At 30.3% G+C, this 25,339-nt stretch carries 28 protein-coding genes; 7 read left to right on the top strand and 21 right to left on the bottom strand.

From position 1 onward, the window contains the following. Position 1: 1 nt before the first annotated feature. From ACIQZ1_RS03410 to rpsF, 4 genes are all read right to left on the bottom strand, one after another. A complete protein-coding gene (locus tag ACIQZ1_RS03410) occupies positions 2-478 on the bottom strand; it encodes a DUF6495 family protein (protein ID WP_396159083.1) in 477 nt (158 codons plus the stop codon). A gap of 93 nt (positions 479-571) precedes the next feature. Continuing rightward, complete coding sequence (gene rplI, locus ACIQZ1_RS03405) at positions 572-1,015, bottom strand: 50S ribosomal protein L9 (RefSeq protein WP_396159081.1); 444 nt, start codon at positions 1,013-1,015, stop codon at positions 572-574. A 61-nt stretch (positions 1,016-1,076) separates the two neighbouring features. Continuing rightward, positions 1,077-1,364, bottom strand: a complete 288-nt coding sequence (rpsR, locus tag ACIQZ1_RS03400; RefSeq protein WP_091312528.1) for a 30S ribosomal protein S18 — start codon at positions 1,362-1,364, stop codon at positions 1,077-1,079. Between the two features lie 2 nt (positions 1,365-1,366). Further along, complete coding sequence (gene rpsF / locus ACIQZ1_RS03395) at positions 1,367-1,708, bottom strand: 30S ribosomal protein S6 (protein WP_353149381.1); 342 nt, start codon at positions 1,706-1,708, stop codon at positions 1,367-1,369. A 202-nt stretch (positions 1,709-1,910) separates the two neighbouring features. Between rpsF and ACIQZ1_RS03390 the strand changes: the two genes are divergently transcribed. Then, a complete protein-coding gene (locus ACIQZ1_RS03390) occupies positions 1,911-2,609 on the top strand; it encodes a LytR/AlgR family response regulator transcription factor (protein WP_396159079.1) in 699 nt (232 codons plus the stop codon). On the opposite strand, the gene priA is transcribed toward ACIQZ1_RS03390, so the two are convergent. The 9 genes from priA to trxB all read right to left on the bottom strand — a co-directional run bounded on the left by priA (position 2,606) and on the right by trxB (position 12,279). Further along, entirely contained in the window at positions 2,606-5,047 is a 2,442-nt protein-coding gene (priA, locus tag ACIQZ1_RS03385) for a primosomal protein N' (protein WP_396159077.1), read from the bottom strand. The genes ACIQZ1_RS03390 and priA overlap by 4 nt on opposite strands. Before the next feature lie 107 nt (positions 5,048-5,154). Continuing rightward, positions 5,155-6,150, bottom strand: coding sequence for an NAD(P)H-dependent glycerol-3-phosphate dehydrogenase (locus ACIQZ1_RS03380; protein ID WP_396159075.1), 996 nt, complete (start codon positions 6,148-6,150; stop codon positions 5,155-5,157). Positions 6,151-6,445: 295 nt separating this feature from the next. Continuing rightward, positions 6,446-7,612, bottom strand: coding sequence for an iron-containing alcohol dehydrogenase (locus tag ACIQZ1_RS03375; protein WP_396159073.1), 1,167 nt, complete (start codon positions 7,610-7,612; stop codon positions 6,446-6,448). Between the two features lie 87 nt (positions 7,613-7,699). Next, positions 7,700-8,281, bottom strand: coding sequence for a nicotinate (nicotinamide) nucleotide adenylyltransferase (gene nadD, locus ACIQZ1_RS03370; protein WP_396159071.1), 582 nt, complete (start codon positions 8,279-8,281; stop codon positions 7,700-7,702). Positions 8,282-8,364: 83 nt separating this feature from the next. Further along, on the bottom strand, positions 8,365-8,937 hold the full coding sequence (gene gmk / locus ACIQZ1_RS03365; RefSeq protein ID WP_396159069.1) for a guanylate kinase: 573 nt from the start codon (positions 8,935-8,937) through the stop codon (positions 8,365-8,367). A gap of 91 nt (positions 8,938-9,028) precedes the next feature. Further along, complete coding sequence (locus ACIQZ1_RS03360; protein WP_396159067.1) at positions 9,029-9,889, bottom strand: YicC/YloC family endoribonuclease; 861 nt, start codon at positions 9,887-9,889, stop codon at positions 9,029-9,031. 56 nt (positions 9,890-9,945) lie between these two features. Continuing rightward, positions 9,946-10,842, bottom strand: a complete 897-nt coding sequence (locus tag ACIQZ1_RS03355) for a DMT family transporter (protein ID WP_396159065.1) — start codon at positions 10,840-10,842, stop codon at positions 9,946-9,948. Continuing rightward, positions 10,835-11,191 (bottom strand): arsenate reductase family protein, encoded by a 357-nt coding sequence (locus ACIQZ1_RS03350; RefSeq protein WP_396159063.1) that lies wholly within the window; start codon positions 11,189-11,191, stop codon positions 10,835-10,837. Before ACIQZ1_RS03350 ends, ACIQZ1_RS03355 begins: the two co-directional genes overlap by 8 nt. A 140-nt stretch (positions 11,192-11,331) precedes the next feature. Continuing rightward, complete coding sequence (trxB, locus tag ACIQZ1_RS03345; protein WP_396159061.1) at positions 11,332-12,279, bottom strand: thioredoxin-disulfide reductase; 948 nt, start codon at positions 12,277-12,279, stop codon at positions 11,332-11,334. Between the two features lie 152 nt (positions 12,280-12,431). Here trxB and ACIQZ1_RS03340 point away from each other — a divergent pair, with 152 nt between their 5' ends. The 3 genes from ACIQZ1_RS03340 (at position 12,432) to ACIQZ1_RS03330 (ending at position 14,545) form a co-directional block, all read left to right on the top strand. After that, on the top strand, positions 12,432-12,983 hold the full coding sequence (locus ACIQZ1_RS03340; protein WP_396159059.1) for a hypothetical protein: 552 nt from the start codon (positions 12,432-12,434) through the stop codon (positions 12,981-12,983). A gap of 107 nt (positions 12,984-13,090) precedes the next feature. Next, positions 13,091-13,438 carry a four helix bundle protein gene (locus tag ACIQZ1_RS03335; protein ID WP_396159057.1) on the top strand — a complete coding sequence of 116 codons (348 nt, stop codon included), beginning with the start codon at positions 13,091-13,093 and terminating at the stop codon, positions 13,436-13,438. Between the two features lie 48 nt (positions 13,439-13,486). After that, positions 13,487-14,545 (top strand): nucleoid-associated protein, encoded by a 1,059-nt coding sequence (locus ACIQZ1_RS03330; protein ID WP_396159055.1) that lies wholly within the window; start codon positions 13,487-13,489, stop codon positions 14,543-14,545. A 42-nt stretch (positions 14,546-14,587) separates the two neighbouring features. Here ACIQZ1_RS03330 and ACIQZ1_RS03325 read toward each other — a convergent pair whose 3' ends face one another. The 8 genes from ACIQZ1_RS03325 to ACIQZ1_RS03290 all read right to left on the bottom strand — a co-directional run bounded on the left by ACIQZ1_RS03325 (position 14,588) and on the right by ACIQZ1_RS03290 (position 22,263). Further along, a complete protein-coding gene (locus ACIQZ1_RS03325; protein WP_396159053.1) occupies positions 14,588-15,196 on the bottom strand; it encodes a DEAD/DEAH box helicase in 609 nt (202 codons plus the stop codon). 42 nt (positions 15,197-15,238) lie between these two features. Then, complete coding sequence (locus ACIQZ1_RS03320) at positions 15,239-16,402, bottom strand: sigma-54-dependent transcriptional regulator (RefSeq protein WP_396159052.1); 1,164 nt, start codon at positions 16,400-16,402, stop codon at positions 15,239-15,241. Positions 16,403-16,483: 81 nt separating this feature from the next. Then, positions 16,484-17,788: an ABC transporter permease gene (locus tag ACIQZ1_RS03315; protein WP_396159050.1), complete on the bottom strand. Its 1,305-nt coding sequence runs from the start codon at positions 17,786-17,788 to the stop codon at positions 16,484-16,486. Between the two features lie 113 nt (positions 17,789-17,901). Next, on the bottom strand, positions 17,902-18,822 hold the full coding sequence (locus ACIQZ1_RS03310) for an ABC transporter ATP-binding protein (protein ID WP_396159048.1): 921 nt from the start codon (positions 18,820-18,822) through the stop codon (positions 17,902-17,904). Between the two features lie 163 nt (positions 18,823-18,985). Then, positions 18,986-20,098 (bottom strand): molecular chaperone DnaJ, encoded by a 1,113-nt coding sequence (gene dnaJ / locus ACIQZ1_RS03305; protein ID WP_396159046.1) that lies wholly within the window; start codon positions 20,096-20,098, stop codon positions 18,986-18,988. Positions 20,099-20,140: 42 nt separating this feature from the next. Continuing rightward, positions 20,141-20,677 carry a nucleotide exchange factor GrpE gene (locus ACIQZ1_RS03300; RefSeq protein WP_353149431.1) on the bottom strand — a complete coding sequence of 179 codons (537 nt, stop codon included), beginning with the start codon at positions 20,675-20,677 and terminating at the stop codon, positions 20,141-20,143. Between the two features lie 145 nt (positions 20,678-20,822). Next, positions 20,823-21,728 carry a TIGR01777 family oxidoreductase gene (locus ACIQZ1_RS03295; RefSeq protein WP_396159044.1) on the bottom strand — a complete coding sequence of 302 codons (906 nt, stop codon included), beginning with the start codon at positions 21,726-21,728 and terminating at the stop codon, positions 20,823-20,825. A 79-nt stretch (positions 21,729-21,807) separates the two neighbouring features. Continuing rightward, entirely contained in the window at positions 21,808-22,263 is a 456-nt protein-coding gene (locus tag ACIQZ1_RS03290; RefSeq protein ID WP_396159042.1) for a DUF4442 domain-containing protein, read from the bottom strand. A gap of 199 nt (positions 22,264-22,462) precedes the next feature. Between ACIQZ1_RS03290 and ACIQZ1_RS03285 the strand changes: the two genes are divergently transcribed. Genes ACIQZ1_RS03285 through ACIQZ1_RS03275 form a run of 3 tightly spaced genes read left to right on the top strand, consistent with a single transcriptional unit; the run spans position 22,463 to position 25,245 of the window. Beyond that, positions 22,463-22,792 carry a PadR family transcriptional regulator gene (locus ACIQZ1_RS03285; protein WP_396150416.1) on the top strand — a complete coding sequence of 110 codons (330 nt, stop codon included), beginning with the start codon at positions 22,463-22,465 and terminating at the stop codon, positions 22,790-22,792. A gap of 6 nt (positions 22,793-22,798) precedes the next feature. Further along, positions 22,799-24,532: a PspC domain-containing protein gene (locus ACIQZ1_RS03280; RefSeq protein WP_396159039.1), complete on the top strand. Its 1,734-nt coding sequence runs from the start codon at positions 22,799-22,801 to the stop codon at positions 24,530-24,532. Between the two features lie 5 nt (positions 24,533-24,537). Further along, entirely contained in the window at positions 24,538-25,245 is a 708-nt protein-coding gene (locus ACIQZ1_RS03275; RefSeq protein WP_396159035.1) for a head GIN domain-containing protein, read from the top strand. Positions 25,246-25,339: the final 94 nt, after the last annotated feature.

The following is a 25,339-nucleotide window of genomic DNA, read 5'->3' as shown; positions in this document are numbered from 1 at the left end:
ATTATGATACATTAATTAATGTAATTAGTTTACTATACAAGTCACCTTTACTGATAATTCCACCGTTTTCAATTATTTTAAAAACTTCTTCATTACGATTTTCGATAACTTCTTTTTTTCCTGTTTGAATAGTAACAACATCAGAAAAAAGATTATTTCCTAACCATTCTAACCCTTCCGTAGTAAAAAAATCAACAGATGCTTCTGAGGTATTTACTATAATTGATTCTAAATAAGTATCGTGACATTTAAAAAGAAAAATGTGATTTTTTGAAAAATGATCTACAAAACGAACATTTGTAATGGCTTTATCCCAAATTAAATCAGAAAACACATCAATTTCTTGCAAAGCAATTTCAGGTGTATTCTTTTTTAAATCGTCCCATTCTTTTTTGTCAATAGTTTGAGTTGCTAAAAAAGTAATAAACTCAGGATGAAGTTCTTCTAATTGTTCTTTTGTTAATCGGGTATATTTCATTTACGAATATTTAGTATAAAAACTTTAAGTTCCGTAAAAATAAAAAAAGCGTTGCAAATGCAACGCTTTTTTTAAAGAAATATTTTAAAAAAATTATGCTTTTTCAGCAACAATTTCATAAGCTAATTCAATGATAACTTCTCTGTGTAAACGGATAGTTGCATTGTATTTACCTGTTCTTTTAACAATACCAGAAGTAATAAATTTTCTATCAATTGATTGTCCGTTTACTTCTAAAGCTTGCGCGATATCTGCATTAGTAATTGATCCGAATAATTTTTCACCACCAGCTTTTGCAGTAATTTTTATCTCTAAGGCTTTGATTGCTTCTGCAGTAGCTTTTGCGTCTGCAACAACCTTAGCCTCTTTGTGTGCTTTTTGTTTTAAATTTTCGGCTAAAACTTTTTTAGCAGAAGAAGTTGCTAAAATAGCTGCTCCCTGAGGAATTAAGAAATTACGACCGTAACCATTTTTTACAGTTACTACATCATCTTTAAAACCTAAATTTTGAACGTCTTGTTTTAAAATTAGTTCCATTTTGTTGTCCTTTATTTTTATAAGTTAGTTCCGATTTTATCGAAACAACAAATGATTAATATTATTTTAATAAATCCGCCACGTAAGGCATTAAAGCTAAATGACGTGCTCTTTTAACAGCTACAGAAACTTTTCTTTGAAATTTTAAAGAAGTACCCGTTAAACGTCTTGGTAAAATTTTACCTTGCTCATTTACAAACTTTAATAAAAAGTCACCATCTTTATAATCGATATACTTGATACCTGATTTTTTAAAACGACAATATTTTTTTTGTTTGTTAGTATCAATATTTAAAGGAGTAAGATATCTGATATCTCCCTCTTTTTTACCGTTGTTAGCTATTGACATGATTAGTTTGCTTTAGTTTTTAATTTTTCTCTTCTTCTTTCTGCCCAAGAAACAGCATGTTTATCTAAAGAAACAGTTAAGAATCTCATGATTCTTTCATCTCTTCTTAATTCAGTTTCCAAAGAAATGATTAATTCAGCTGGAGCTTGGTACTCAAATAAATGGTAAAAACCACTTTTTTTGTGTTGGATTTCATAGGCTAATTTTTTTAAGCCCCAATCCTCTTTTGATACCATTTTGGCACCCTTAGAAGTAAGAAAATCTTCAAATTTGCTTACTGTTTCCTTTACCTGAACATCAGATAAAACGGGATTCAAAATGAAAACAGTTTCGTAATTTTTCATTTGTACGTATTTTTTAAATTGGGTGCAAAGATATACAATTATATTTAATTTACAAATCCATTAAAAAAGTATTTATTTTTTTACAATATTAGTTTTCTGTTGTTTTTTTATATATTTTTATGGTGTTAATCAAATAAATTTTTAGTTTTACAAAAATTAGTTTTTAAAAATTACATCTTTTTAATGTAATAAATACCAATATATGAAATTAAACACTATTGTTGTTGATGACAGTTCTATTCAACGTATTACTATTGCTAAATTAATCTCCGAACATCCTAACTTAGTATTAGGTGGTGATTTTTCAAACGCATTAGAAGCTAAGAATTATATTACAAATAATACTGTTGATTTAATTTTTTTAGACATTGAAATGCCACACATTACTGGTTTTGATTTAATTGATGGTTTAAAAATTAAGCCATTAATTGTATTTATTACTTCAAAAGCGGATTATGCTGTTAAAGCTTTTGATTATTCCGCATTAGATTTTTTACAAAAACCCATAAAAAAAACTCGTTTCTTAGTTGCTGCAAAAAAAGCAATAGAAATGCACCATTTAAAGCATGACCAAACTCATGACGACAATGGAGCGCATCTAATTATCAAAAGTAATCTTAAAAAAATAAAAGTTTATACTTCTCATATAAAATGGATAGAAGCTTTTGGTGATTATATTAAAGTAGTTACATACGAAGACACTCACTTAGTATTATCTACTATGAAATCTTTTGAAATAGAGCTTCCAAAAGAGAATTTTCTTAGAATTCATAAATCGTACATTATTAATTTAGATAAAGTCGATCGATTTAATAGCAAACAAGTAGAAATTGGCGTAGAAAAAATCCCGTTAAGTAGAAATAAAAAAGAAGAAATTATTTCTATTTTAGAAAATTATTAATAATCTACATTTATAGTTGTTTTGATTGCTCGATATTGCGATGTAGCTTCAAAACTTACCAATGCTTTTTTAATTATATTTTTAGTTCCAATAAGATTAGCATTATTTGGAATTTTAATAAGAATAGTTCGAATATATTCATTCCTAATCCTATTAATTGCTGGTTCTTCTGGTCCTAATATAGGAACTGCCACATGCTGTTTTAGCACATTATATAACCAAGTTGATCCTTCTCGAAGTTTTTCATAATCTCTATGCTTTAATTTTATTTGCAACAAACGAAAGTAAGGTGGATATTGAAAATTACGTCTTTCATATAATTGCTCATTAAACATCGCTGTATAATTATTATTTACCACTTGCTGAATGGTATTGTGCATAGGATTATAAGTCTGAATCACCACACTCCCCTTTTTGGCTTTTCTTCCCGAACGCCCTGCTACTTGTACCATCATTTGATACGCTCGTTCATAGGCACGATAATACGGCTGATTTAATAAATTATCTGCATTTAAAATCCCCACTAAAGTTACGTTTTCAAAATCTAACCCTTTGGCTAACATTTGAGTGCCAACTAAAATATCAATTTCCTGATTTTTAAAAGCATCAATCATTTTTTCAAAAGCAAATTTTCCACGAGTGGTGTCTTGATCCATTCGCGCAATTCTCTTATTAGGAAATAATTTCACTAATTCTAATTCGACTTGTTCGGTGCCAAAGCCTTTTGCAGAAATATCTAAGGAATTACAAGCGTGACAATGCGTTGGTTTTGCCATGTTATGTCCACAATAATGACATTTTAAATGATTTTTATACTTGTAATAGGTTAAACTTACATCGCAACTTGGACATTGAGGCACGTGTCCGCAAGTAGTACATTCTATATAAGGCGAATAACCCCTGCGATTTTGAAATAGCATTATTTGTCCATCATTTGCTAATGTTTCGTTCATTCTTTCCAATAATTCATCAGAAAAATGACCATCCATTCGTTTGCGGAAATATTTATCTTTTAAATCGATTAAATGAATTTCAGGTAACACCACATTATTAAATCGGGTAAACAATTCAATTAAACCATATTTATTGGTTTTAGCATTATGATACGATTCTAAGCTTGGCGTTGCACTTCCTAATAAAACTTTCGCATTATGAAATTTCGCTAAAACAATAGCAGCATCTCGGGCATGATATCGTGGCGCTGGGTCTTGTTGCTTATATGTTGCTTCATGTTCTTCATCCACCACAATTAAACCTAAATTAGAAAACGGCAAAAACAAGGCACTTCGAACACCTAAAACGACTTTTGCTTTTTCAGAGTTTTGCAACACGTGATTGTACACCTCAACACGTTCATTTGAATTATATTTAGAGTGAAAAACCGCAATTTGATTTCCAAAATAAGCGGATAATCGTTGCACTAATTGCGTAGTTAAAGCGATTTCTGGCAATAAAAATAATACTTGCTTGTCTTGTTGTAAAAATGCTTCAATTAGTTTTATGTATACTTCCGTTTTACCAGAAGCGGTTACTCCGTGAAATAAATTGACATCAAATTGAGTAAATTTATCCTGAATACTTTCTAAAACTGTAGTTTGAGATTCACTTAAATGAATATCGTAATCGGCTTCTTTTTCGAAGGAAACACGATCTGTATTGATATAATATTCTTCAAAAATTTGTTTGTCGACTAATGATTTAATAACCGCAGAGCTAACGCCAGATGTTTCAATTAATAATTTTGCTGCGATTGGCTTTTTCTCTGTCGCTTGCAATTGAAAATACGTTAAAACAATTTCTTTTTGCTTTTTTGCATTCCCTAATATCTCAAGTAATTCTTGTAATTTTTCTTGTCGTAAAAATTCTTCTTGAAGTTTAATATATTTTACCAATTTGGGTTTGTAAGTATCTTGAACCTCATCTTGCATTGACAATAATCCTTTAACTAACAAGCTTTGAACAATTGGAATTACATTTTTCTTATTTAAAATCTGAGAAATTTCTGAAATCGTTATGGATGATTTATTTTCTAAAGCGTTTAAAACTAAAAATTCTTCATCTGTGGCAAGCGTTTTGTCCGATTCTGTATGCGAAGAAGAAATCATCGTTTCGCTTTCTAAAATCAATCCAGAAGGTAAAGCTGATTTAAAAACTTCGCCAATCGAACACATATAATACGAGGCAATCCAATGCCAATGTTTTAGTTGAATTTCATTTACAATTGGAACCTCATCAATAATTTGGCTAATTTCTTTAGCTTCATACAAAACAGGAGGATTGGTATGCTTTTCTACAACTAAAGCCGTATACACTTTTGTTTTTCCAAACGGAACCGTAACGCGCATTCCTGGTTGCAAAAACTTGTATTCTTCCACATTTACGGAATACGTAAACGTTTTATCAAGATTTAAAGGAAGAATGACATTGATGAAGTACATTTATTAAAGGTATTGGGTTTTGGGTGAAGGGTTTAAGGTATTAGGCATTGGATTTAAGGATAAAATAAGTTAAACGAAACTTTTGCCTTTTCCCTTAAATCTTTTAACTAATCCAACTTCTCGGTTAATTTACTAAAAATATTTTTAGCGTTTTTACCTTCATACAAAATTTGATAAACTGCGTCAATAATTGGCGTTTTAGCTTTGTATTCTTGATTAAGAGTATAAGCACTTTTTACAGCGTAATACCCTTCTGCCACCATACTCATTTCCATTTGAGCAGATTTTACGGTATAGCCCTTCCCTATCATGTTTCCAAACATTCGGTTTCTTGAAAAAACGGAATAACCTGTTACTAACAAATCACCTAAATAGGCAGAGTCGTTAATATTACGTTTCATTTTATGCACTTTTCTGATGAATTTTTTCATTTCACGAATGGCGTTACTCATTAAAACCGCTTGAAAGTTATCTCCATAACCTAAACCATGAGCAATACCGGCTGCAATAGAATAAATATTCTTTAAAACTGCTGCATATTCGGTGCCTACAATATCATCAGACGTTTTAGTTTTTATATAATACGAAGCCAAATTTTTAGCTACATATTTCGCCTTTTTTTCATCAGAACAAGCAATGGTTAAATACGATAAACGTTCTAAAGCTACCTCTTCTGCATGACAAGGTCCGGTGATGACTCCAATATTATCGTATGGAATAGAAAATATATTATGAAAATGTTCGCCTACAATTAAACTTGTTTCTGGAACGATTCCTTTTATAGCAGAAAAAATTATTTTGCCATCTAAAGATATTGTCATTTTTTCTAATTCGGCACTTAAAAAAGCAGATGGAATAGCAAAAATTACTACATCCGCAAATTGTATGGCTTCATTAATATCGTTTGTAAGTAATAATTTATTAGTATCAAAAGCTACTGAACTTAAATAATTTGGATTGTGTTTTTGCTGTTTCAAATGCTCCAAAGCATAAGTACTACGCATATACCAAGCAATTTTTTCTTGATTTTCACATAACATCTTGGCAATTGCTGTAGCCCAACTTCCGCCTCCAATAACTGCAAATTTTTTGTTGCTTTCCATGTTCTAAAATTATGAACTCCAAAAATACACTTTTGGATGTCAATATGCAATAGTAATATCAATTTGAATATGTATAACAAAATCTATATTAAAAAACCTTAAATAATGTTAATTATTTGTGAATATGTATTTTCTGGCACGACTATTGAAAATGATATTATATCGATTAAAAAATAATAAAAGTAGTTTAGTTAGTAGTTTTTTGTTTGTAAAAAGCGTCTCAAGATAAATTTCTTGGACGCTTTTTTTTACTTTTCACTTTGTTACTTTGCTACTTTGCTACTTTTCACTTTCATTAATAACTCATTTCAACAATTTCTTTTACTTTTTCTAAAGTAATATTTTGTTTTTCACCTAAGGCTTTCCAACCTCTTTCTTCAAAGCGATTTACAATAAAATTAGCGGTGTCGGAATAATTTTTAGTTGCTTGAGAAAGTTTGGTTTCCATTCCCATTTCTTGTAAGAACGATACCAATTTCTCTATAGCTTTTTCAGCAATTTCTTCCGTTGAATTTCCTTTTATATTAAACACTCTTTCACCAAATTGTGCTAATTTTTCTTTTTTAGAATCAAACATCACTCGATATAAGTTCGGACCAATAATCGCTAATGTTCTTGCATGGTCAATTTCGTATAAAGCGGTTAATTCATGACCAATCATATGTGTTGCCCAATCTGATGCTACTCCTTTTTGAATTAAACCATTTAAAGCCATTGTAGCACACCACATAAAGTTAGACGCTAATTTATAATCGTTAGGATTTTCAACTACTTTTGGACCTATTTCAACTAATGTTTGTAATATACCTTCTGAAATTCGGTCTTGTAACATTGCCTCTTGTGGATAGGTTAAATATTGCTCTAAAACATGTGTAAAAGCATCTACCACTCCGTTTTGAAGTTGTCTTTTGGGTAACGATTGAATTACCGTTGGATCACAAATAGAAAATTGAGGAAACAAAGCACTTCCGCCTAAAGTTAGTTTTTCTTGTGTGGCATCTATCGTAATTACAGCACCCGAATTCATTTCAGAACCCGTAGCAGGTAATGTCAATACCGTTCCGAATGGAATTACTTTTGAAATATCTTTAAATAAAATTCTGTTTTTAAGAATATCAACTGCATTTCCTTCATAATTAACAGCACCTGAAATAAATTTCACCCCATCAATAACACTTCCACCACCAACAGCTAAAATAAAAGTGATTTTTTCAGTACGAATAATTTCAACTGCTTTCATTAGTGTTTCAAAACGTGGATTGGGTTCAATACCACCAAATTCAATAACTTCAAAACCTTTTAAGTGTTCCGTAACTTGCGTATGAATGCCATTTTTAAAAATACTACCCCCGCCATACGCTAAAAGTACTCTTGCCTTAGCTGGAATTAAATTTGCTAATTTTTCTATTTGATTTTTACCAAAAATATAATTGGTAGGATTGTATAACTCGAAGTTTAACATGATCTATTAATTTAGTTAACAAAGATACTACTTAAAGCAAAGTACAAATGGTAAAGGAATGTTAAGAGATTTGGCAAATTAATTCCATTACTTCTTATAAAACAAATTATGTTCTACATATTCCCAAACTTTATGAGGTAACATTGGAATTACGTTTTTATCATTTTTAATATTTTCACGGATGAATGTTGATGATAATTCGACAACTGGTGCATCAATTCTGTGAATTTTGGAACTATTGACAAATTGCTTCTCTATTTCACCAGAATTTAATCGAGGATACACATAAATGTGATGATGTTTTAAAATGGCTTCGTAGTTTTTCCATTTATGAAGGGAATTTAAATTGTCTTCACCCATAATTAAAGAAAATTCGTAATTAGGATGTTTCTCTTGCAAATGTACCAAAGTGTTTATTGTATAATTTGGCTGTGGCAATTTAAACTCAATATCCGAAGGTTTAATTTTTGGAAAATCTTCCGTTGCCAAATGCACCATATGCAAACGATGATAGTCGTCTAACAAGGTGTTTTTTTGTTTGTGTGGATTGTGCGGAGTTACCACCAACCAAATTTGATCTAAATCAGAATGCTCCGCCATATGATTGGCAATAATTAAATGCCCAATATGAATTGGATTAAACGTTCCGAAATATAAACCTATTTTCATTTTTTTTGGTGTTGGGTGTTGGGTGTTGGGTGTTGGGCTAATTAGTATTAAATACCTTTTACCATATACCCATTACCTTTTACCTATTTATTCACAAATTCCTTAACTAAATTATACGCATCAACTTTAGCGACATCTAAATCGTAATTTTTTATGATGGTATCAAATTGCGGCGCTGTGGCTAATTCTACAGAAGCTTTTGCAATACGCATATTAATTTTATCCTCACTTTCTGTAGAACGTTTTTTTAGTCTAATTTTTAACTCGTCGATACTTGGTGGTTTTACAAATACCGCTAATGTTTCTTGTTTAAATTTCGATTTTATTCGAAGTCCGCCCGCTACATCAATATCAAAAATTACATTTTTACCTTTCGCCCAAATACGTTCCACTTCGCTTTTTAAAGTTCCGTAAAAATTATCTCGGTACACTTCTTCCCATTCCACGAAATCTTCCGCTTTAATATGTTTTTTAAATTCTTCTAAAGAAATAAAATAATAATCTTTGCCGTGTACTTCTTCACCTCTTGGTTCACGTGTGGTGCATGAAATAGAAAATTCTAAATTTAAATCTTCTTGTTCTAATAAATGTCTTACTATTGTTGTTTTTCCTGATCCTGAAGGAGCAGAGAATACTAATAATTTACCTTGATTCATTGTGTTTTATATATGATGTGTTGTCACTCTGAATTTGATTCAGAGTCGCATTTTTTTTAGATTCTGAAACAAGTTCAGAATGACAAAAAAATTACAAAACGTTTAAAACTTGCTCTTTAATTTTTTCTAATTCGTCTTTCATCATTACTACCAATTTTTGCATTTCGGCGTGGTTTGATTTGGATCCCATAGTATTGATTTCTCGACCCATTTCTTGTGTGATGAATCCTAATTTTCTTCCGTTGGCTTCACTTCCGTTTAACGTTTGTAAGAAATAATCTAAATGATTGGTTAAACGAACTTTTTCCTCCGTAATATCTAATTTTTCTAAATAATAAATCAATTCTTGTTCAAAACGATTTGTATCTACATTCACTTTTAACTCGTCAATTGCGGTTTGTAAACGTTCTTTTATAGCGGTTACTCTTTCTGGATCTAAAGCCAATGCCTGATTCATATAATTTCTTATATTTTCGATACGTAAAGTAAATTCTTTCTCTAAAGAAGCACCTTCAGAAGTTCTGAAAGACAACATATTTTCGATAGCTTCATCAATTACGGTTTGAATTTGTTTCCATTCATTTGGATCAATTTCTTCACGTTCCGTTTTCATGGTATCTGGCATTCTTACAGCCATTTTCATTAATTCTGTTTCGTTCGCATCTGGTAAAATAGCTTTCATTTGCGCCATATATGCTTTTACAATAGGTGCATTGATTTTTGAAGATGTTTCTTCTCCAGTTACCTCAACATATAATGAAAAATCTACTTTTCCTCGCTCTAACTTTTGAGCTAAAAGATTTCTTAATGCTAATTCATTTTCTCTATAAACAGAAGGCATACGGGTATTTAAATCGAGTCCTTTGCTATTTAAAGATTTAACTTCGACTGTAATTTTTTTGGTAGCTAATTGCAAACTTGCTTTACCAAAACCGGTCATTGATAATATCATATATTTTTTCTAATAAAGTGTAAAGATAAGTTTTTTTAGTGATTTTTAAAAAGTGATTAGTCGTAACGAGTCTCCTTCTTTTTCAGAATCACCAAATAAACTCCAACAAATATTAATATTGCTGAAACTAGTTTCACCAGATTCAAATTGTCTTTTCCTAAACCAATGGCAAAAATCGTAGCAAAAAAAGGTTGCAAATAAATAAAAACAGCAACAGTTGTTGGTTTCAAATTTCGCATCGAAATTAAGTTTAGTAAATACGTAAAAAAGGTAGAAAAAATAACTACAAAACCAATTTTTAGACTAATATCTATAGGGATTTCGTGCCAGCTTACCTCTTGTAGCTCTTGATATCCAAAAGGTAACACCATAAAAAAACCAAACAAATAAATATATTTTACAAACGTAAATGCGTTGTATTTGTCCATTAACTTCTTAACAAAAATTAAATAAAAAGCATATGAAACGGCATTTACAAATACTAATAAATTTCCTAAAGTGGCATTTGGTGCATTATTTAAATCTTTACCATATAAAATTAAGGTTATTGTACCTGCTAATCCTAAAAGTATACCAATGACTTTTTTCGATTGCATTTTTTCTTTCATAAGTAACGATGAGAGAATTAAAACAATCATAGGAGTAGTTACCATTAAAACGGCACACATAATTGGTGAGGTATAACTTAATCCTTTAAAAAAAGTTAACATATTAAAAGCAACACCAAAAAAAGCACAAGCGGCAATGCGAAGAAAATCATTTTTAGCAATTTTTTCTTTTGGTCCAAGAAATGAAACTAACCAAAACAATATAGTAGCACCGGCAACTCGCATAACAATAAAACCATAAGCATCAATATACTTAGGCATTACATCTTTGGCAACTGTAAAAGTTACTCCATAAATGATAGCTACAATCCAAGCGCAAATCAACGCCCAAAAACGACTATTCATCGCTTAAAGCTTTTTGCAATTTTAATATATTTGGTTGACTATTTCCTATGAAAATTTCATTTTCTAAAATCACTACTGGGCGACTCAAAAAAGTATAATGTTCCAGAATATATTTTTTATAATCGTCTTCTGTTAGCATTATGTTTTTTAGTCCTTTTTCTTTATATAATTGGGCTTTTTTACTAAAAAGTGCTTCATAACTTCCTGAAAGTTGGTACATAAATTCTAATTCTGCTATGGTAATAGGATTTTGACGAATATCGTGAAACTCTAAATTTGCTGTTAAAGGCAATGATTTAATTATTTTTCTACAAGTATCGCAAGAAGCTAGGTAATATATTTTTCGCATGTGTGCTAAATTAGTTTCTATAAAGAAATTTAAAACACAAAGGTATGAAAGTTATTTTTGTTGTAATGTTTCGCATTTAAATTTAATAACAAAAAATCGGATATAAAATCCGATTTTTGTATGAATATATCCTAATAATATTAGTGTTTACTTGCCAAGTATCTTTCCGCATCTAAGGCTGCCATACAACCTGTTCCCGCAGCTGTAATGGCTTGTCTATATACATGATCTGCAGCATCACCACCAACAAAAACGCCGGGTATGTTTGTTTTTGATGAACCTGGTACATTGACGATATAGCCTGTTTCGTCTAAAGTTATATACTCTGCAAAAATATCGGTATTTGGTTTATGACCTATTGCTACGAAAAATCCAGTTGCTGGAATTTCAAAATCTTCATTTGTAGTTTTGTTTTTAACTTTAACACCTGTAACCACTTGTCCGTCACCTAAAACTTCCACCGTATCATGATTCATTAAAATGGTAATATTTTCGGTGTTTTTTACACGTTGTTCCATAATTTTAGAAGCTCTAAATTTTTCACTTCTAACTAACATAGTAACTTTTTTACATAATTTAGATAAATAATGTGCTTCTTCACAAGCACTATCACCTGCTCCAACAATTACCACTTCTTGATTTCTATAGAAAAAACCATCACAAACTGCGCAAGCAGAAACGCCACCACCTGTTTGTAAATAATGTTGTTCTGAAGGTAATCCTAAATATTTAGCTGTGGCACCAGTTGAAATAATAACCGTATCAGCATGAATTTCTTTTGAATCATTTATCCAAACTTTATGTGGTTCTGAACTAAAATCGACTTTTGTTGCCCAACCATCTCGAACATCTGTTCCAAAACGTTGTGCTTGCTTTTGTAAACCAATCATCATTTCAGGACCTGTAATTCCTTCTGGATTTCCCGGCCAGTTTTCAACTTCATTTGTGGTTGTTAATTGACCTCCTGGTTGAGTTCCTTGATATAAAACAGGATTCATATTAGCCCTAGCGGCATAAATTGCTGCAGTATATCCTGCTGGACCAGAACCTATAATTAGGCATTTTACTTTTTCTATTTCGTTTGACATGATAATGTAATTTAATTCTAAGCAAAAATAGTAAATTCAAAAAACAATTTTTCCTTTATCGTTTAATTCAATAAACTATTTATCAACAATCGTAATTTTCAATAATAAAAGTTTTAAATATTGATTACTTTTGTTTTTTAAAAACTCACATTATGATTTATAAGTTTAGAGCCATTTTAGACAATGAAGAAGATATTTTTAGAGATATTGCTATTGATTCAAAAGATAGCTTAGAAGATTTACACAATGCTTTAGTAAATGCATTTGGTTTTGATGGAACCGAAGTAGGTGCGTTTTATACTTGTGGTGACGATTGGGCTTGGCATGAAGAAGATGGCATTCCTATGTTTGACACAGGAGATATTCCTGGTGAAATAAAAACAATGGCCGAATATAAATTAGACGATTTAGTTCACGAACAAAATACTAAATTAGTGTATGTATACGATTTATTCTCTATGTGGACATTTTTTGTTGAATTAGCTGCTATTGAAGAAAACAAAGAAGATGTAAATTATCCTGCATTATTGTTTTCTCACGGAATTTTACCAGACGAAGCTACAACAAGTGGCTTTAGAGGCGGCGATTTAGAAAACGAAGATTTGTTTAATGAGTTTGAAGATGATTTAGACGAAGATGATTTAGATGCCTATGGTGATTCTGAATCTTACGAAGATCAAGGCTTTGAAGAAAACTGGAATTAGCTTTTTTTTTAAGTTGCTAAGAAGCTAAGTTTCTTGGTAACTAAGAAAAACACTCGAAAAAACATTTAATCCAATAAAAATATACGCCATATAAAATTTAAAACAAAATGAGCAACTTTAGAAATCTTCTAATTTGGCAAAAATCAATGGTTTTGGTTACTAAAATATACTCAGTAACAAATAACTTTCCAAAAGAAGAAGTTTTTGGATTAACATCACAAATAAAAAGAAGTGCAATTTCAATTCCAAGTAATATTGCTGAAGGATTAGGAAGAGAAAGTAGCAAAGAGTTTTTGCGTTTTCTAAAAATATCAATTGGTTCATTATTTGAATTACAAACACAATTAGAAATAGCAAAAAACATAATTTATTTAGACGAAGAAACTTTTAAAAACTTGTATGAAGATACCAGAGAGTTAGAAAGTAATGATAGTCGCATTTACAAAGAAAATTAAAAACAACTAAGAAACTTAGCATCTCAGCTACTTAGCAACTTATAAAAAATGATAAACCTATTTAATACACACGTAGAAAACCTTTCTATACACCGAGTTGGCAATAAAAACAAAGAAGAACAAATTTTTCTTTCTGAAAATCCGTATACGTTGAATGATGAAATTATGCCGATTTTAAAAGAGTATTTTTTTAAAGCTTTTCGTGAAAAAGAAGAAAATTACTATCAATTTGCTCATGAGGTAGATTTAGAATACAATGAAATGTTCAATTTGGCTACTGAAGTATTCAATAATCCAGGTGAAATTCATAACATTTCAAAAAAAATCACGCAACATTTATTTGAACAATCCAACCATCCCCATATTAAAAGTGGTGAAGTATACATCGCATATCTAACCAATGTTTCTATTGATAATAATGTAGTAGATGCCATTGGAGTTTTTAAAAGTGAAATTAAGACCGACTTCTTACAATTTCAAGAAAACGGAAGTAACTTAGAAATGATTTTACAAGATGGGATTAACTTAAATAAATTAGATAAAGGTTGTCTTATCTTTAATTACAAAAAAGAAGAAGGGTACAAAATATTAACTGTTGATAGCAACAGATATGATGCACGTTATTGGTTAGAACATTTTTTAAGTGTAGATGTTTTTCAAGATGAAACATTTATGACTAAAAAATACTTACAATTTTGTAAAGATTTTGCTAAAGAAGTTGTTTTACCAGCTGAAGACAAGAAAGAAGAAGTGTTGTTTATGAATCGTGCGGTAAACCATTTTGCAAAAAATGACGAATTTGAAGAAACCGCATTCTTAAATGATGTAATAAACAACCCTGATTTGATTCCTGAATTCAGAAATTATAAAGTTGATAAAGGTGCGAAATACAGCATTGAAGATGTTTCTAATTTTCCAATTGCCAATGCTGCAGTAACAGATGTTCGTAGAAAACTTAAAAACGTAATTGAATTAGACACCAACATTCAAATTAAATTAGATTTCATAAACCCAGAAAGTGCAGAAAAATTTGTAGAAAAAGGTTGGGACGAAGAAAAGCAAATGTATTATTACTTAGTTTACTTTAACAAAGAAAGTAAATCATAATTATAAAAAAATCCTCAATTAAATTTTAATTGAGGATTTTTTTTACATTTCAAAAAACAAAGGTTCTATCATCGTTCTATCGGCAACTGCTTCTACTCGATCTGAAATTTTATTACAAAAAATCAATCGTTGCGATTTTGAAATGCTTTCTGACATTCGATTTGTTTTGGCATCTAACCGAAGTTTAAACAAAATATCGGCATCATCAACCACATACATAAGCAATCTATTTACATCAAAACCTGCAGTAGCAAACATTAAATCTAAGCGATTTGGCGTACCAATTAATACATCAATACCTAAAGAAATTTGATTTTTATCCCAATCCATATCGCCTTTATCGTGGGCGCCATAAACTCGTAATTGTGTATATCGATTGTATATTTTAAACATGTCAACCATTTCCAAAACTTTCTCTTTTGTTTCCACAACAATTAAAGCTCTTGGCGATTCCATAAATGGTTTTTCCAATCTTTGAATTACATTTAATACAATTGTTGTTGATTTACCAGATTTTTTCTCTGATTGAATTACAGCATCTGCACCACTTTTTATAGTAGAAAACGTTTCTTGTTGCATTTCATTTGCTTCGGTTAAGCCGTTTTCAATTAATGCTTCCTGTAAAAGTGGGTTTATTTTTTTTAATTGCATTTTATTTAGCATTTTGCTTTAAGCTTAAAGCTTAAAGCTGATTTATTTAGAAGCGAACAAAGTTACATCATTTTCAGAGATTTCGTTTCCCCCTAAGATAATTAAACGTTCCACTACATTTCTAAGTTCACGAATATTCCCTGTCCAATCGTATTCTTGTAATAATTTTATTGCTTGTTTTGAAAATATTTTTTTGGTTGTTCCTTGTTCTTCAGAAATTTTAGTTGTGAAGTGCTCAATTAACGCGGGAATATCCTCACGTCTATCATTCAGTGCTGGTACTTTTAATAAAATTACAGCCAATCTATGATATAAATCTTCTCTAAAACGACCTTCGGCTATTTCTGTTTTTAAATCTTTATTGGTAGCCGCAATCACACGAACATCTACTTTTATATCTTTATCCGCGCCTACTCTTTGAATCAAATTTTCTTGCAAAGCACGTAAAACCTTTGCTTGTGCTGACAAACTCATGTCGCCAATTTCATCTAAGAAAATAGTGCCGCCGTTTGCTGCTTCAAATTTTCCAGCTCTGTCTTTTACAGCAGATGTAAATGCGCCTTTTACATGTCCGAATAATTCACTTTCAATTAATTCTGAAGGTATGGCTGCACAATTTACTTCAATAATTGCTTGTTGTGCACGATTGCTTTTTTCGTGTAATTGATGTGCCACTAATTCTTTACCTGTTCCGTTTGGACCCGTAATTAAAACTCTTGCGTCGGTTTGAGCTACTTTATCAATCATGGTTTTAATATGAGAAATGGCGTCACTTTCACCAATCATTTCGTAGTTTTTGGATACTTTTTTCTTAAGTATTTTATTTTCTACAACCAATTGCTTTTTATCTAAAGCATTTCTTACCGTATTTAATAAACGGTTTAAATCGGGTGGCTTCGAAATATAATCAAAAGCGCCTAAACGCATCGTTTGAATGGCAGTTTCTAAATCGCCGTGACCAGAAATCATTACAATTGGAATTTCAGATTTTATTTTTTTTATGGCTTCCAACACCTCAACGCCATCCATTTTTGGCATTTTAATATCGCATAAAATCAAATCGAAATCTTCGTTTTTTACCAATTCAATTCCTTGTAAACCGTCTTCAGCTTCTTGCACCAAATACGTATCATTTTCTTCCGATAAAATTTTATTTAAAACGCGTCTAATTGGCGCTTCGTCTTCTATGATAAGTATTTTACTCATTTTTTAAATTTCAAAGTTTCTTAGTGGCTTAGCTATAAAGTATTAAAAGCTTAGCTACTTAGTAACTTATTTGCTTTATTACTAATATTTCAACCATCTATATAATTCTTTCCAAGTTGGTTTTTTTCCGTACATTAAAATTCCTACACGGTAAATTTTGCTCGCAAACCAAACCACTCCTACAAATGTAGCAAATAATAACACTAAAGATACAATAATTTGCCAAGTAGGCACGCCAAACGGAATACGCATTAGCATTACAATTGGTGATGTAAACGGAATCATAGAAAAAATCGTAGCAATATTTCCGTGAGGATCGTTGGCAACCGTAAAAAATCCGATATACACACCTAACATTAAAGGCATTATAATAGGCAATAAAAATTGTTGTGAATCGGTTTCGTTATCAACAGCGGCACCAATGGCAGCGTACAATGAACTATATAAGAAATACCCTCCAATAAAATAAAAAATAAACGAAATAATAATTGTAGCAATTGGTAAATTTCCTAATTCATCTAAATACAAAGGCAATTTCGACATTAATCCACTATTTTCAGCAGCTAATTTTACCGCTCCTGGATTGGCAGTTGCAGCTGTTTCAGCACCAAAAAATGTAGAAACAATAAAGAAAATAGACGTTCCAACTATAGCCCAAATGGTAAATTGCAAAATTCCTGCTAATGAATTTCCAATAATTTTTCCCATCATTAACTGAAATGGTTTTACGGATGAAATTACAATTTCTATAATTCGATTGGTTTTTTCTTCAATCACACTTCGCATCACAAAGTTTCCGTAAATGATAATAAACATCATAATTAAATAACCAAAAAGAAAACCTAATCCAATTTTAATTTCATTGATTCCTTTTAAACTGGCATCACCAGAATATTTACTTAATTGCAAAGTCGATTCTACTTTAGCCTTTTCAATTTTAGAAATATCTAAATTATTAGTTTTAAAATTATCTTGAGTTAAGATAGAATCCACCACGTTTTCTATGTTTGAGATAAATTCCGCACTGGCACTTTCATCAGAAATATATTGAACTTTAGACTTTAAATCTTGAATAGTTGCCGTTTTTGGAATAAACAAAAATCCCTCATAGCTTTTACTTGCTGTGTCTTTTGCCACTTTAAATGGCATCGAAGACAAATCTGTAAATGCCGTTTCTTTATCGGATTTTAAACTGCTTTTTAATATATTTCCTTGGTCGTAAATGGCAATTTTAGTAGCTTCATCTTTATTGATACTTGATAAATAGCCTATTAAAAAAGACATCCCTAAGAAAATTAGCGGACTTAAAAAAGTCATCACTATAAAAGATTTGTTGCGCACTTTCGCAATAAATTCTCTTTGTACGATTAATAATAATTTGTTCATTATTTTAAGATTTTTAGAAGATTAGACTTCTTAGATTTTTAGTTTTATTTGATATTTAAGTGTATTAAAATTTAGAGTATCTAACCTTCTAAAATTCTAATAATCTAACATATCTATTCTGTTACTGTTTGAATAAAAATATCATTTACACTTGGAATTTTCTCTGCAAAATGGGTTACTTGTCCGTTTTGTGATAAAATAGACAATAATTCATTTGTAGAATGATTTCCTAATTGAACTTCCAATTTTAAATCATCGTTTAACGATTTGAAATCGGTTTGTCCGATAGTAAACTTTTGAGTTAATTGATACATTAACGCTTCCACATTTTGTGTCATAACGCCAACTTGAAAGGTATTGGTTCTAAATTTACGTTTTACATCTTCCAGTTTTCCTTCAATTAGCTTGTTTGATTTATGAATTAAAGCAATGTAATCACACATTTCTTCTACACTTTCCATTCGATGCGTTGAAAAAATAATCGAAGTTCCTTTTTTATTTAATTCGATAATTTCATCCTTAATTAAATTGGCATTTACAGGATCAAAACCAGAAAATGGTTCGTCTAAAATTAATAATTTTGGGTTGTGAAGTACCGTTACAATAAATTGTACTTTTTGAGCCATTCCTTTAGAAAGTTCTTGAAGCTTTTTATCCCACCACGTTTCTATTTCAAACTTTTCAAACCAATATTTTAATTGTTTTTTGGCTTCTTGTTTGCTCATGCCTTTTAATTGAGCCAAATACAAACATTGCTCACCAACTTTCATAGATTTATACAAACCACGTTCTTCCGGCATGTAGCCAATCATAGAAATGTGATTGGGATTTAGTTTTTCACCATTTAAAATTATTTCACCAGCATCAGGCAAAGTAATTTGATTAATGATACGAATTAATGAGGTTTTTCCAGCGCCATTTGGACCTAATAAACCATATATGCTTCCTTCAGGAACACTTAATGAAACGGAATTTAATGCGGTATAATCGCCATATTGTTTCACTACGTTTTTAACTTCTAAAATAGTATTCATTTGCAGTATTTCTTTTCTGAATTAGTGTGTAATATAGGGATTTTGTTACATCTTATTATGAATTTAATTACATTTTTTTCATAAATAGTTTACTTTAAAATTTAGGACAAAAAAAATCTCAATCTGTTAGATTGAGATTTTTAAAATGTATTTATTTTTTCAATTACGAAAACATATCTTTTACTTTTTCAAAAAACGATTTATCTGATTTTTCAGGCTTAGGCACAAAATTTTCATCCGAAATCATACTTTCAAAAAATTGTTTTTGTTCTTTATTTAACGTTTTTGGTGTCCACACATTTACGTGAACAAGCAAATCGCCATTTCCGTAACTATTTAAACTTGGTATTCCTTTTCCTTTCAAACGAAGAATTTTACCTGATTGGATGCCTTCTTCTAACTTAATACGAACTTTTCCTGAAACCGTTTCAATTTCTTTTGAAATTCCTAATGCTGCTTCTGGAAAACTGATATATAAATCGTAATGTAAATTTTCGCCTTCACGCTTTAAAAATTCGTGCTCAATCTCCTCGATAGCTACAATTAAATCTCCAGGAATACTGTTTTTCCCAGGGGCATCATTTCCTTTTCCAGCTACTTTTAATTGCATACCATCTACAACACCTGCAGGGATTTTAATTGAAACCGTATCGTCATCAGTAATAAAACCTTGACTATCTGCATTGGCAGGTTTACTATCTATCATTTGCCCCGCTCCACCACAATTAGGACACGTTGCAGCAGTTTGCATACGGCCTAAAATGGTATTTGTAACTCGCATTACTTGTCCTTGCCCATTACAAGTAGAACACGTTTTGTACGTTACACCAGCAGCTTGAACTTTTCTTTTTACTTTTACTTTTTTCTCTACTCCATTGGCAATTTCTTCCAAAGTAAGTTTTACTTTAATACGTAAATTGCTTCCTTTCATTCTACGTTGGCCTCCGCCTCCGCCGCCAAAACCACCAAAACCACCACCAAAAATATCTCCAAATTGACTAAAGATGTCATCCATGTTCATACCGCCGTGTCCGCCACCAAAGCCACCATTTCCATCAAAGGCTTGATGCCCATATTGGTCGTACTTCGCTTTTTTGTTTGCGTCACTTAACACCTCATATGCTTCAGCACAAGTTTTAAAATTTTCTTCTGCAGCAGCATCTCCAGGGTTTTTATCTGGATGATATTGAATGGCTTTTTTTCGATATGCTTTTTTTATTTCTTCAGGAGAAGCATTTTTGCTAATACCTAAAACTTCGTAAAAATCTTTTTTCATTTTATTTTATTAATACATTCTAAAAGAATGATTATAGAAATATTAGTTACCTAAAATTACTTTTGGAAAACGGATAATTTTATCACCCAATTTGTACCCTTTTTCGATTACGTCAACAATTTTTCCTTTTAATTTAGGAGTTGGAGCTGGAATTTGAGTAATGGCTTCTGCAAAATCAGCGTCGAATGCATCACCTGCTTTAATTTCAACAACTTCCAGACCTTTAGAAACTAATGTTGATTTTAATTTTTCATGAATTAATTCTACCCCTTTTACTAAAGCTTCATCTTCAGATTGTGAAATTTGTGCCCAAGCTCTATCAAAATCATCTAAAACGGGTAACATCGATTGTAAAATTTCTTGTCCAGCAGTTTTGAATAAGTCTATACGTTCTTTTGAAGTTCTTTTTTTGTAATTTTCAAATTCGGCATATAATCTTATGAATTTATCTTTTTGTTCTTGCAATTGATCTTCAACTGACACTTCTGGCTCATTATTTTCTTGAACATCTTGATTTTCTATAGCATTTTCATCCTGAAGGATCTCTTTTTCGATGTTTTCAGTATTTTCTTGACTCATGATTATATATTTATTTTCAAATTGAGATTGCAAAAGTGTTGCCATACTTTATTTTATGACACATTGTCAGTATAAAAAGCACAATATAATCTATCCAAAAAAGATAAATAGGAATACTCTTATAAAAAAGTAAAAAATTTAAGTATTATTTTAATAGATTTTGCAACGATTTACTAAGCGAAGCAAATTGAAATTGAAACCCTGAATCAAGAATTTTTCTAGAGCTTACGTGTTGACTACTGGTTACAATTTGATGCATTTCTCCTAAAAGGAATCGCAACATAAATTTTGGCACATTCGGTAAAAACAAAGGCTTATGTATGGTTTTCGCAATTGCTTTTGTTAGTTCTTCATTAGTTGTGGGATAAGGTGAAACCGCATTGTAAATACCTTCTAAATTATGATCTATGACATATTTAAAAATAGCAACTAAATCGTCAATATGAATCCAAGATACATATTGTTTGCCAGATGCCAAAACAGCTCCAAAACCATATTTTATAGGCTTAGTCATTTCAACTAATGCACCCGACTCTTTAGCTAAAACCACTCCAATTCTAATTGTGGTTACCAAAAGCGGTAAGGATTTAAATAAATTGGTGCTTTCTTCCCAAAGTTGCGTTACTTCGCCTAAAAAAGAATCATCAATTTTTGAATCATCTTCGTGATAAATGGCAGTTAAATCGTCTGGATATATACCTATAGCAGATGCGGCAACAAATTGTTTCACTTTATTTGGATGTGCTTTCAACGTATTTAAAAGCAAATTAGCCGTTTGAACCCTACTTTGTATTATTTCATTTTTATAAGCTTTTGTCCATTTTTTTGACACTGAAGCACCTGCTAAATGTATAATAACTGAAACATCTTCAAACGCAGCAAGATCAATTTCCCCTTTACCTGGATTCCAATAAAATCCTTTATAATTTGACGTGTGTTCTATTTTACTTTTTGAAGTTGATAAATAGTGAATAATGTGGTTGTCTTTTTTAAGTAAAGTCACCATTTTTTTCCCTATTAAACCAGTTGCTCCTGTTATTAAAATGTTCATTTATATTATTTTATCACAAATTTACATTAAGTTAGGCTTTAAGATTAAACATTAACTAAGATTAACAAATGTCTAAAAATTATATTCTTGATTTTATAGTCCATTGAAATTGCATTTCTGAAACTTGTTCGCCAATTTCATTTATTCCTATTGACGTTAACCAAATAGTTTGTCCTTCATTTGTTTGTATTGCTTTATCAATACATTCTGCAATTTCCTTTCCTTGATTACAGGTAAAAGTGATTTTACCTGTAGCCTTTTTTGTAAAGACAGCTTTATTTTGAGCCACAAGCATTGAAATATTTTTTCCACTTAATTTGATATGAAACATCACTAAAGCACCAGTAGTAAATTCGGCAGCCATTGCTTGGACTGCAAAATACATAGATTTAAACGGATTTTGATTGAACCAACTGTGTTTTACATTTACCTTACAAGTATCAGTTGTAATTTGTTTTACTCGAACCCCACTCCAAAATGCGGAAGGCAATTTAAAAAAGGTATATGCATTTAATTTAAAAGGTGTAAACTCCATATTTATTTATATTTTATGTAAAAATAAGAAAAAAATTGTTGCATGTAACACTTAATATAAATGTTAAAATTACGTTAAATATTAGTACTATGCGAAACAAGGTATCTGTTTTTAGATATATATTTGCATAAGAAAATAATGTACTAAGTAATGTACTAAATTTTAAATCGTTTTAACATGATTAAAAAAACAAATTCAAATGAATATTGAAAACACAAAAGCTCAAATGCGAAAAGGTGTTTTAGAGTTTTGTATCTTATCTGTATTAAAAGAGAAAGACGCCTACACTTCTGAAATTTTAGACACTTTAAAAACCGCAAAATTACTTGTTGTAGAGGGCACGGTATATCCTTTATTAACAAGACTAAAAAACGATAATTTATTAAGCTATCGCTGGGAAGAATCTACATCGGGGCCACCAAGAAAATATTACGGTTTAACGGATGAAGGAAAAGAATTTTTAAAAGAATTAAACAACACTTGGAGTGAATTATCAGGTGCTGTAAACACAATAACTAATCAAAAATAATAGGTCATGAACAAAACAACAAGTATAAATTTAGGAGGTTATTTCTTTCACATTGATGAAGATGCCTTTAGAAAATTAAGCAACTACTTTGATGCGGTTAAACGTTCATTATCGCCAGATGGTAGAGAAGAAATTATTAATGATATTGAAAGTAGAATTTCTGAACTTTTTACAGAAAAATTAGGTTCTACTAAACAAGTTATTGGCTTGAAAGAAGTAGATGATATTATAACGATAATGGGGCAACCTGAAGATTATAAAATTGAAGATGAATCACCAAAAAATGATTTTCAATCCAATTACACCTCAACTGGTAGCATAAAAAAATTATATAGAGATAAAGATAACTCATTTTTAGGAGGTGTTTTATCAGGTTTAGGGCATTATTTAGGAGTTGATCCTTTATGGCTTAGAATCATAATGGTAATTTTATTTTTTGGATTTGGTACTGGGTTAGTATTATACATTATATTATGGATTTTAATTCCAGAAGCAGTAACTACTTCACAAAAACTAGAAATGAAAGGCGAACCAATAAACATTTCAAATATTGAGAAAAAAGTAAAAGAAGGATTTAATGAAATTTCAGAAAAATTCTCAAATTTAGACCATGATAAAATGGCAAAAAATGCAAAAAATGGTGCCGAAAGAATTGGAAACACAATAAGTGAAATTGTTACATCTATTTTTAATGTAATTTCTAAGATAATTGGTGTTTTTATAGTGCTATTTACCTCTATTACATTGATTAGTGTGATTAGTGGAGGAATCGCTATGATATTTTTCTCATCTATGCCAGATAATTTCCTATACAATCACATTCACACACCTTTTAGTTTCGAAACGCCTATTTGGATTCAAGGTTTATTATTAATTATAGTAGTAGGAATTCCTTTATTTTACTTATTAATCTTAGGGTTAAAATTACTAACTTCAAGGATAAAATCAATAGGAAATACTATAAATTATTCGTTATTAGCCATTTGGATTATAGGTTTGGCGTCCGTGTTGTTTTTAACTATAAAAGAAATTAGTCAAAATGCATATACTGGAAAAGATATCAAAAAAGTAGCTATTAATTTAAAACCTTCAGATACTTTAAATATAAAATTCGTTTCAAATAATTTATATAGTAAAGATATTTACGAACATGAAAATTTTGAAGTTATTCATGATGATACAGATAAAGAAATAATATTTTCAAATAATGTATCTATAAAAATAGTAGAAACTAACGAACCAATTGCTTTTCTTCAAATTGAAAAAACTGACGAAGGAAGTAGTATAAAAAAAGCCAAAGAAACAGCTGAAAAAATAAAATACAATGTTAAAATTGAAAATAACAACTTAATTTTAGATAATTATTGGATTACAGATTTAGCCAATAAAAAACATGACCAAGAAGTAGAATTGTTTTTATATTTACCTAAAGGAACCATTTTTAAAGTTGATAAAAACTTCAAACACTTTGACAGATCCGAAAATGATTATTTCAACTTACATCATAGTTCAGATACTTATACGTATATCGTTTCAGAAAACAAAGTGTTGTGTATTAATTGTCCAATTGAAGAAAACGAATATAATGATGTTGAAAATGATACCCTTTCAAATTTAGAAGAAAATTCAGAAATCATTTTAAATGAAGATGGTATTCTTATAAAAAAAGGGAATAAAACTGTTGAAAAAGAAAATGCAGAAAGCATTAAAATCAACAAGAATGGAATCACTATAAAATAACATAAATGAAAAATATATTATATACATTCATAATTATTTCACTTTTTTCTTGTCAAGAATTTGTGAATCAAACAAAAGGAAATGGACAGGTTACAACAACTAAAAGAGAGGTAACCGAGAATTTTACAAAAATTGAAACCAGCGAAGCAATTGCTGTTGAAATTGAACAAGCTGAAAACAACAATATTGAAGTTGAAACGGATTCTAATTTACAAAATCATGTTAAAACGACTATTTCAAATGGTGTTTTGAAAATAAGTTTAGATAAAAATATGATAGAATGTGAAGAACTAATTGTGCGAGTTAAAATAAAACAATTAAATGGAATAGAAACAACAAGTGCTTCGAGTATCAAATCAGTAAATACTATAAAAGGTAACAGTTTAAATATTAACGCTATCAGTGCAAGTGAAATAGATTTGGAAGCTGAATATGAAACCATTACAATTGATGCCTCAAGTACTGGAGATGTTACAATAAAAGGAAAAACATTAAAATTAGAAACAAATGCTTCAAGTGCTAGTTCCATAGATGCATCTGAATTAATGTCAAATGAAGTATTTGCTGAGGCGTCAAGCGCAAGCAATATCAAAGTACATGCCATTGTAAAATTAGATGCAAAAGCAGAAAGTGCGGGAACAATTTCATCGGTAAAAAGACCAAGAGAGTTTCGAGGTAAAGAAACAAGCGGTGGTGAAATATCTGTAGAATAATTTAATTTATTTTTAACATTCATTTCATAATTTATACTTAATTTTACACCAGAAAATAATCTATAACCCCAACATATCATGATACAATTTGTAA

The organism is Flavobacterium sp. (assembly GCF_044341185.1).
Taxonomy (GTDB): Bacteria; Bacteroidota; Bacteroidia; order Flavobacteriales; family Flavobacteriaceae; genus Flavobacterium.
Note: the sequence above shows the minus strand (reverse complement) of the source record. Positions and strands in the feature narration are given on the sequence as shown.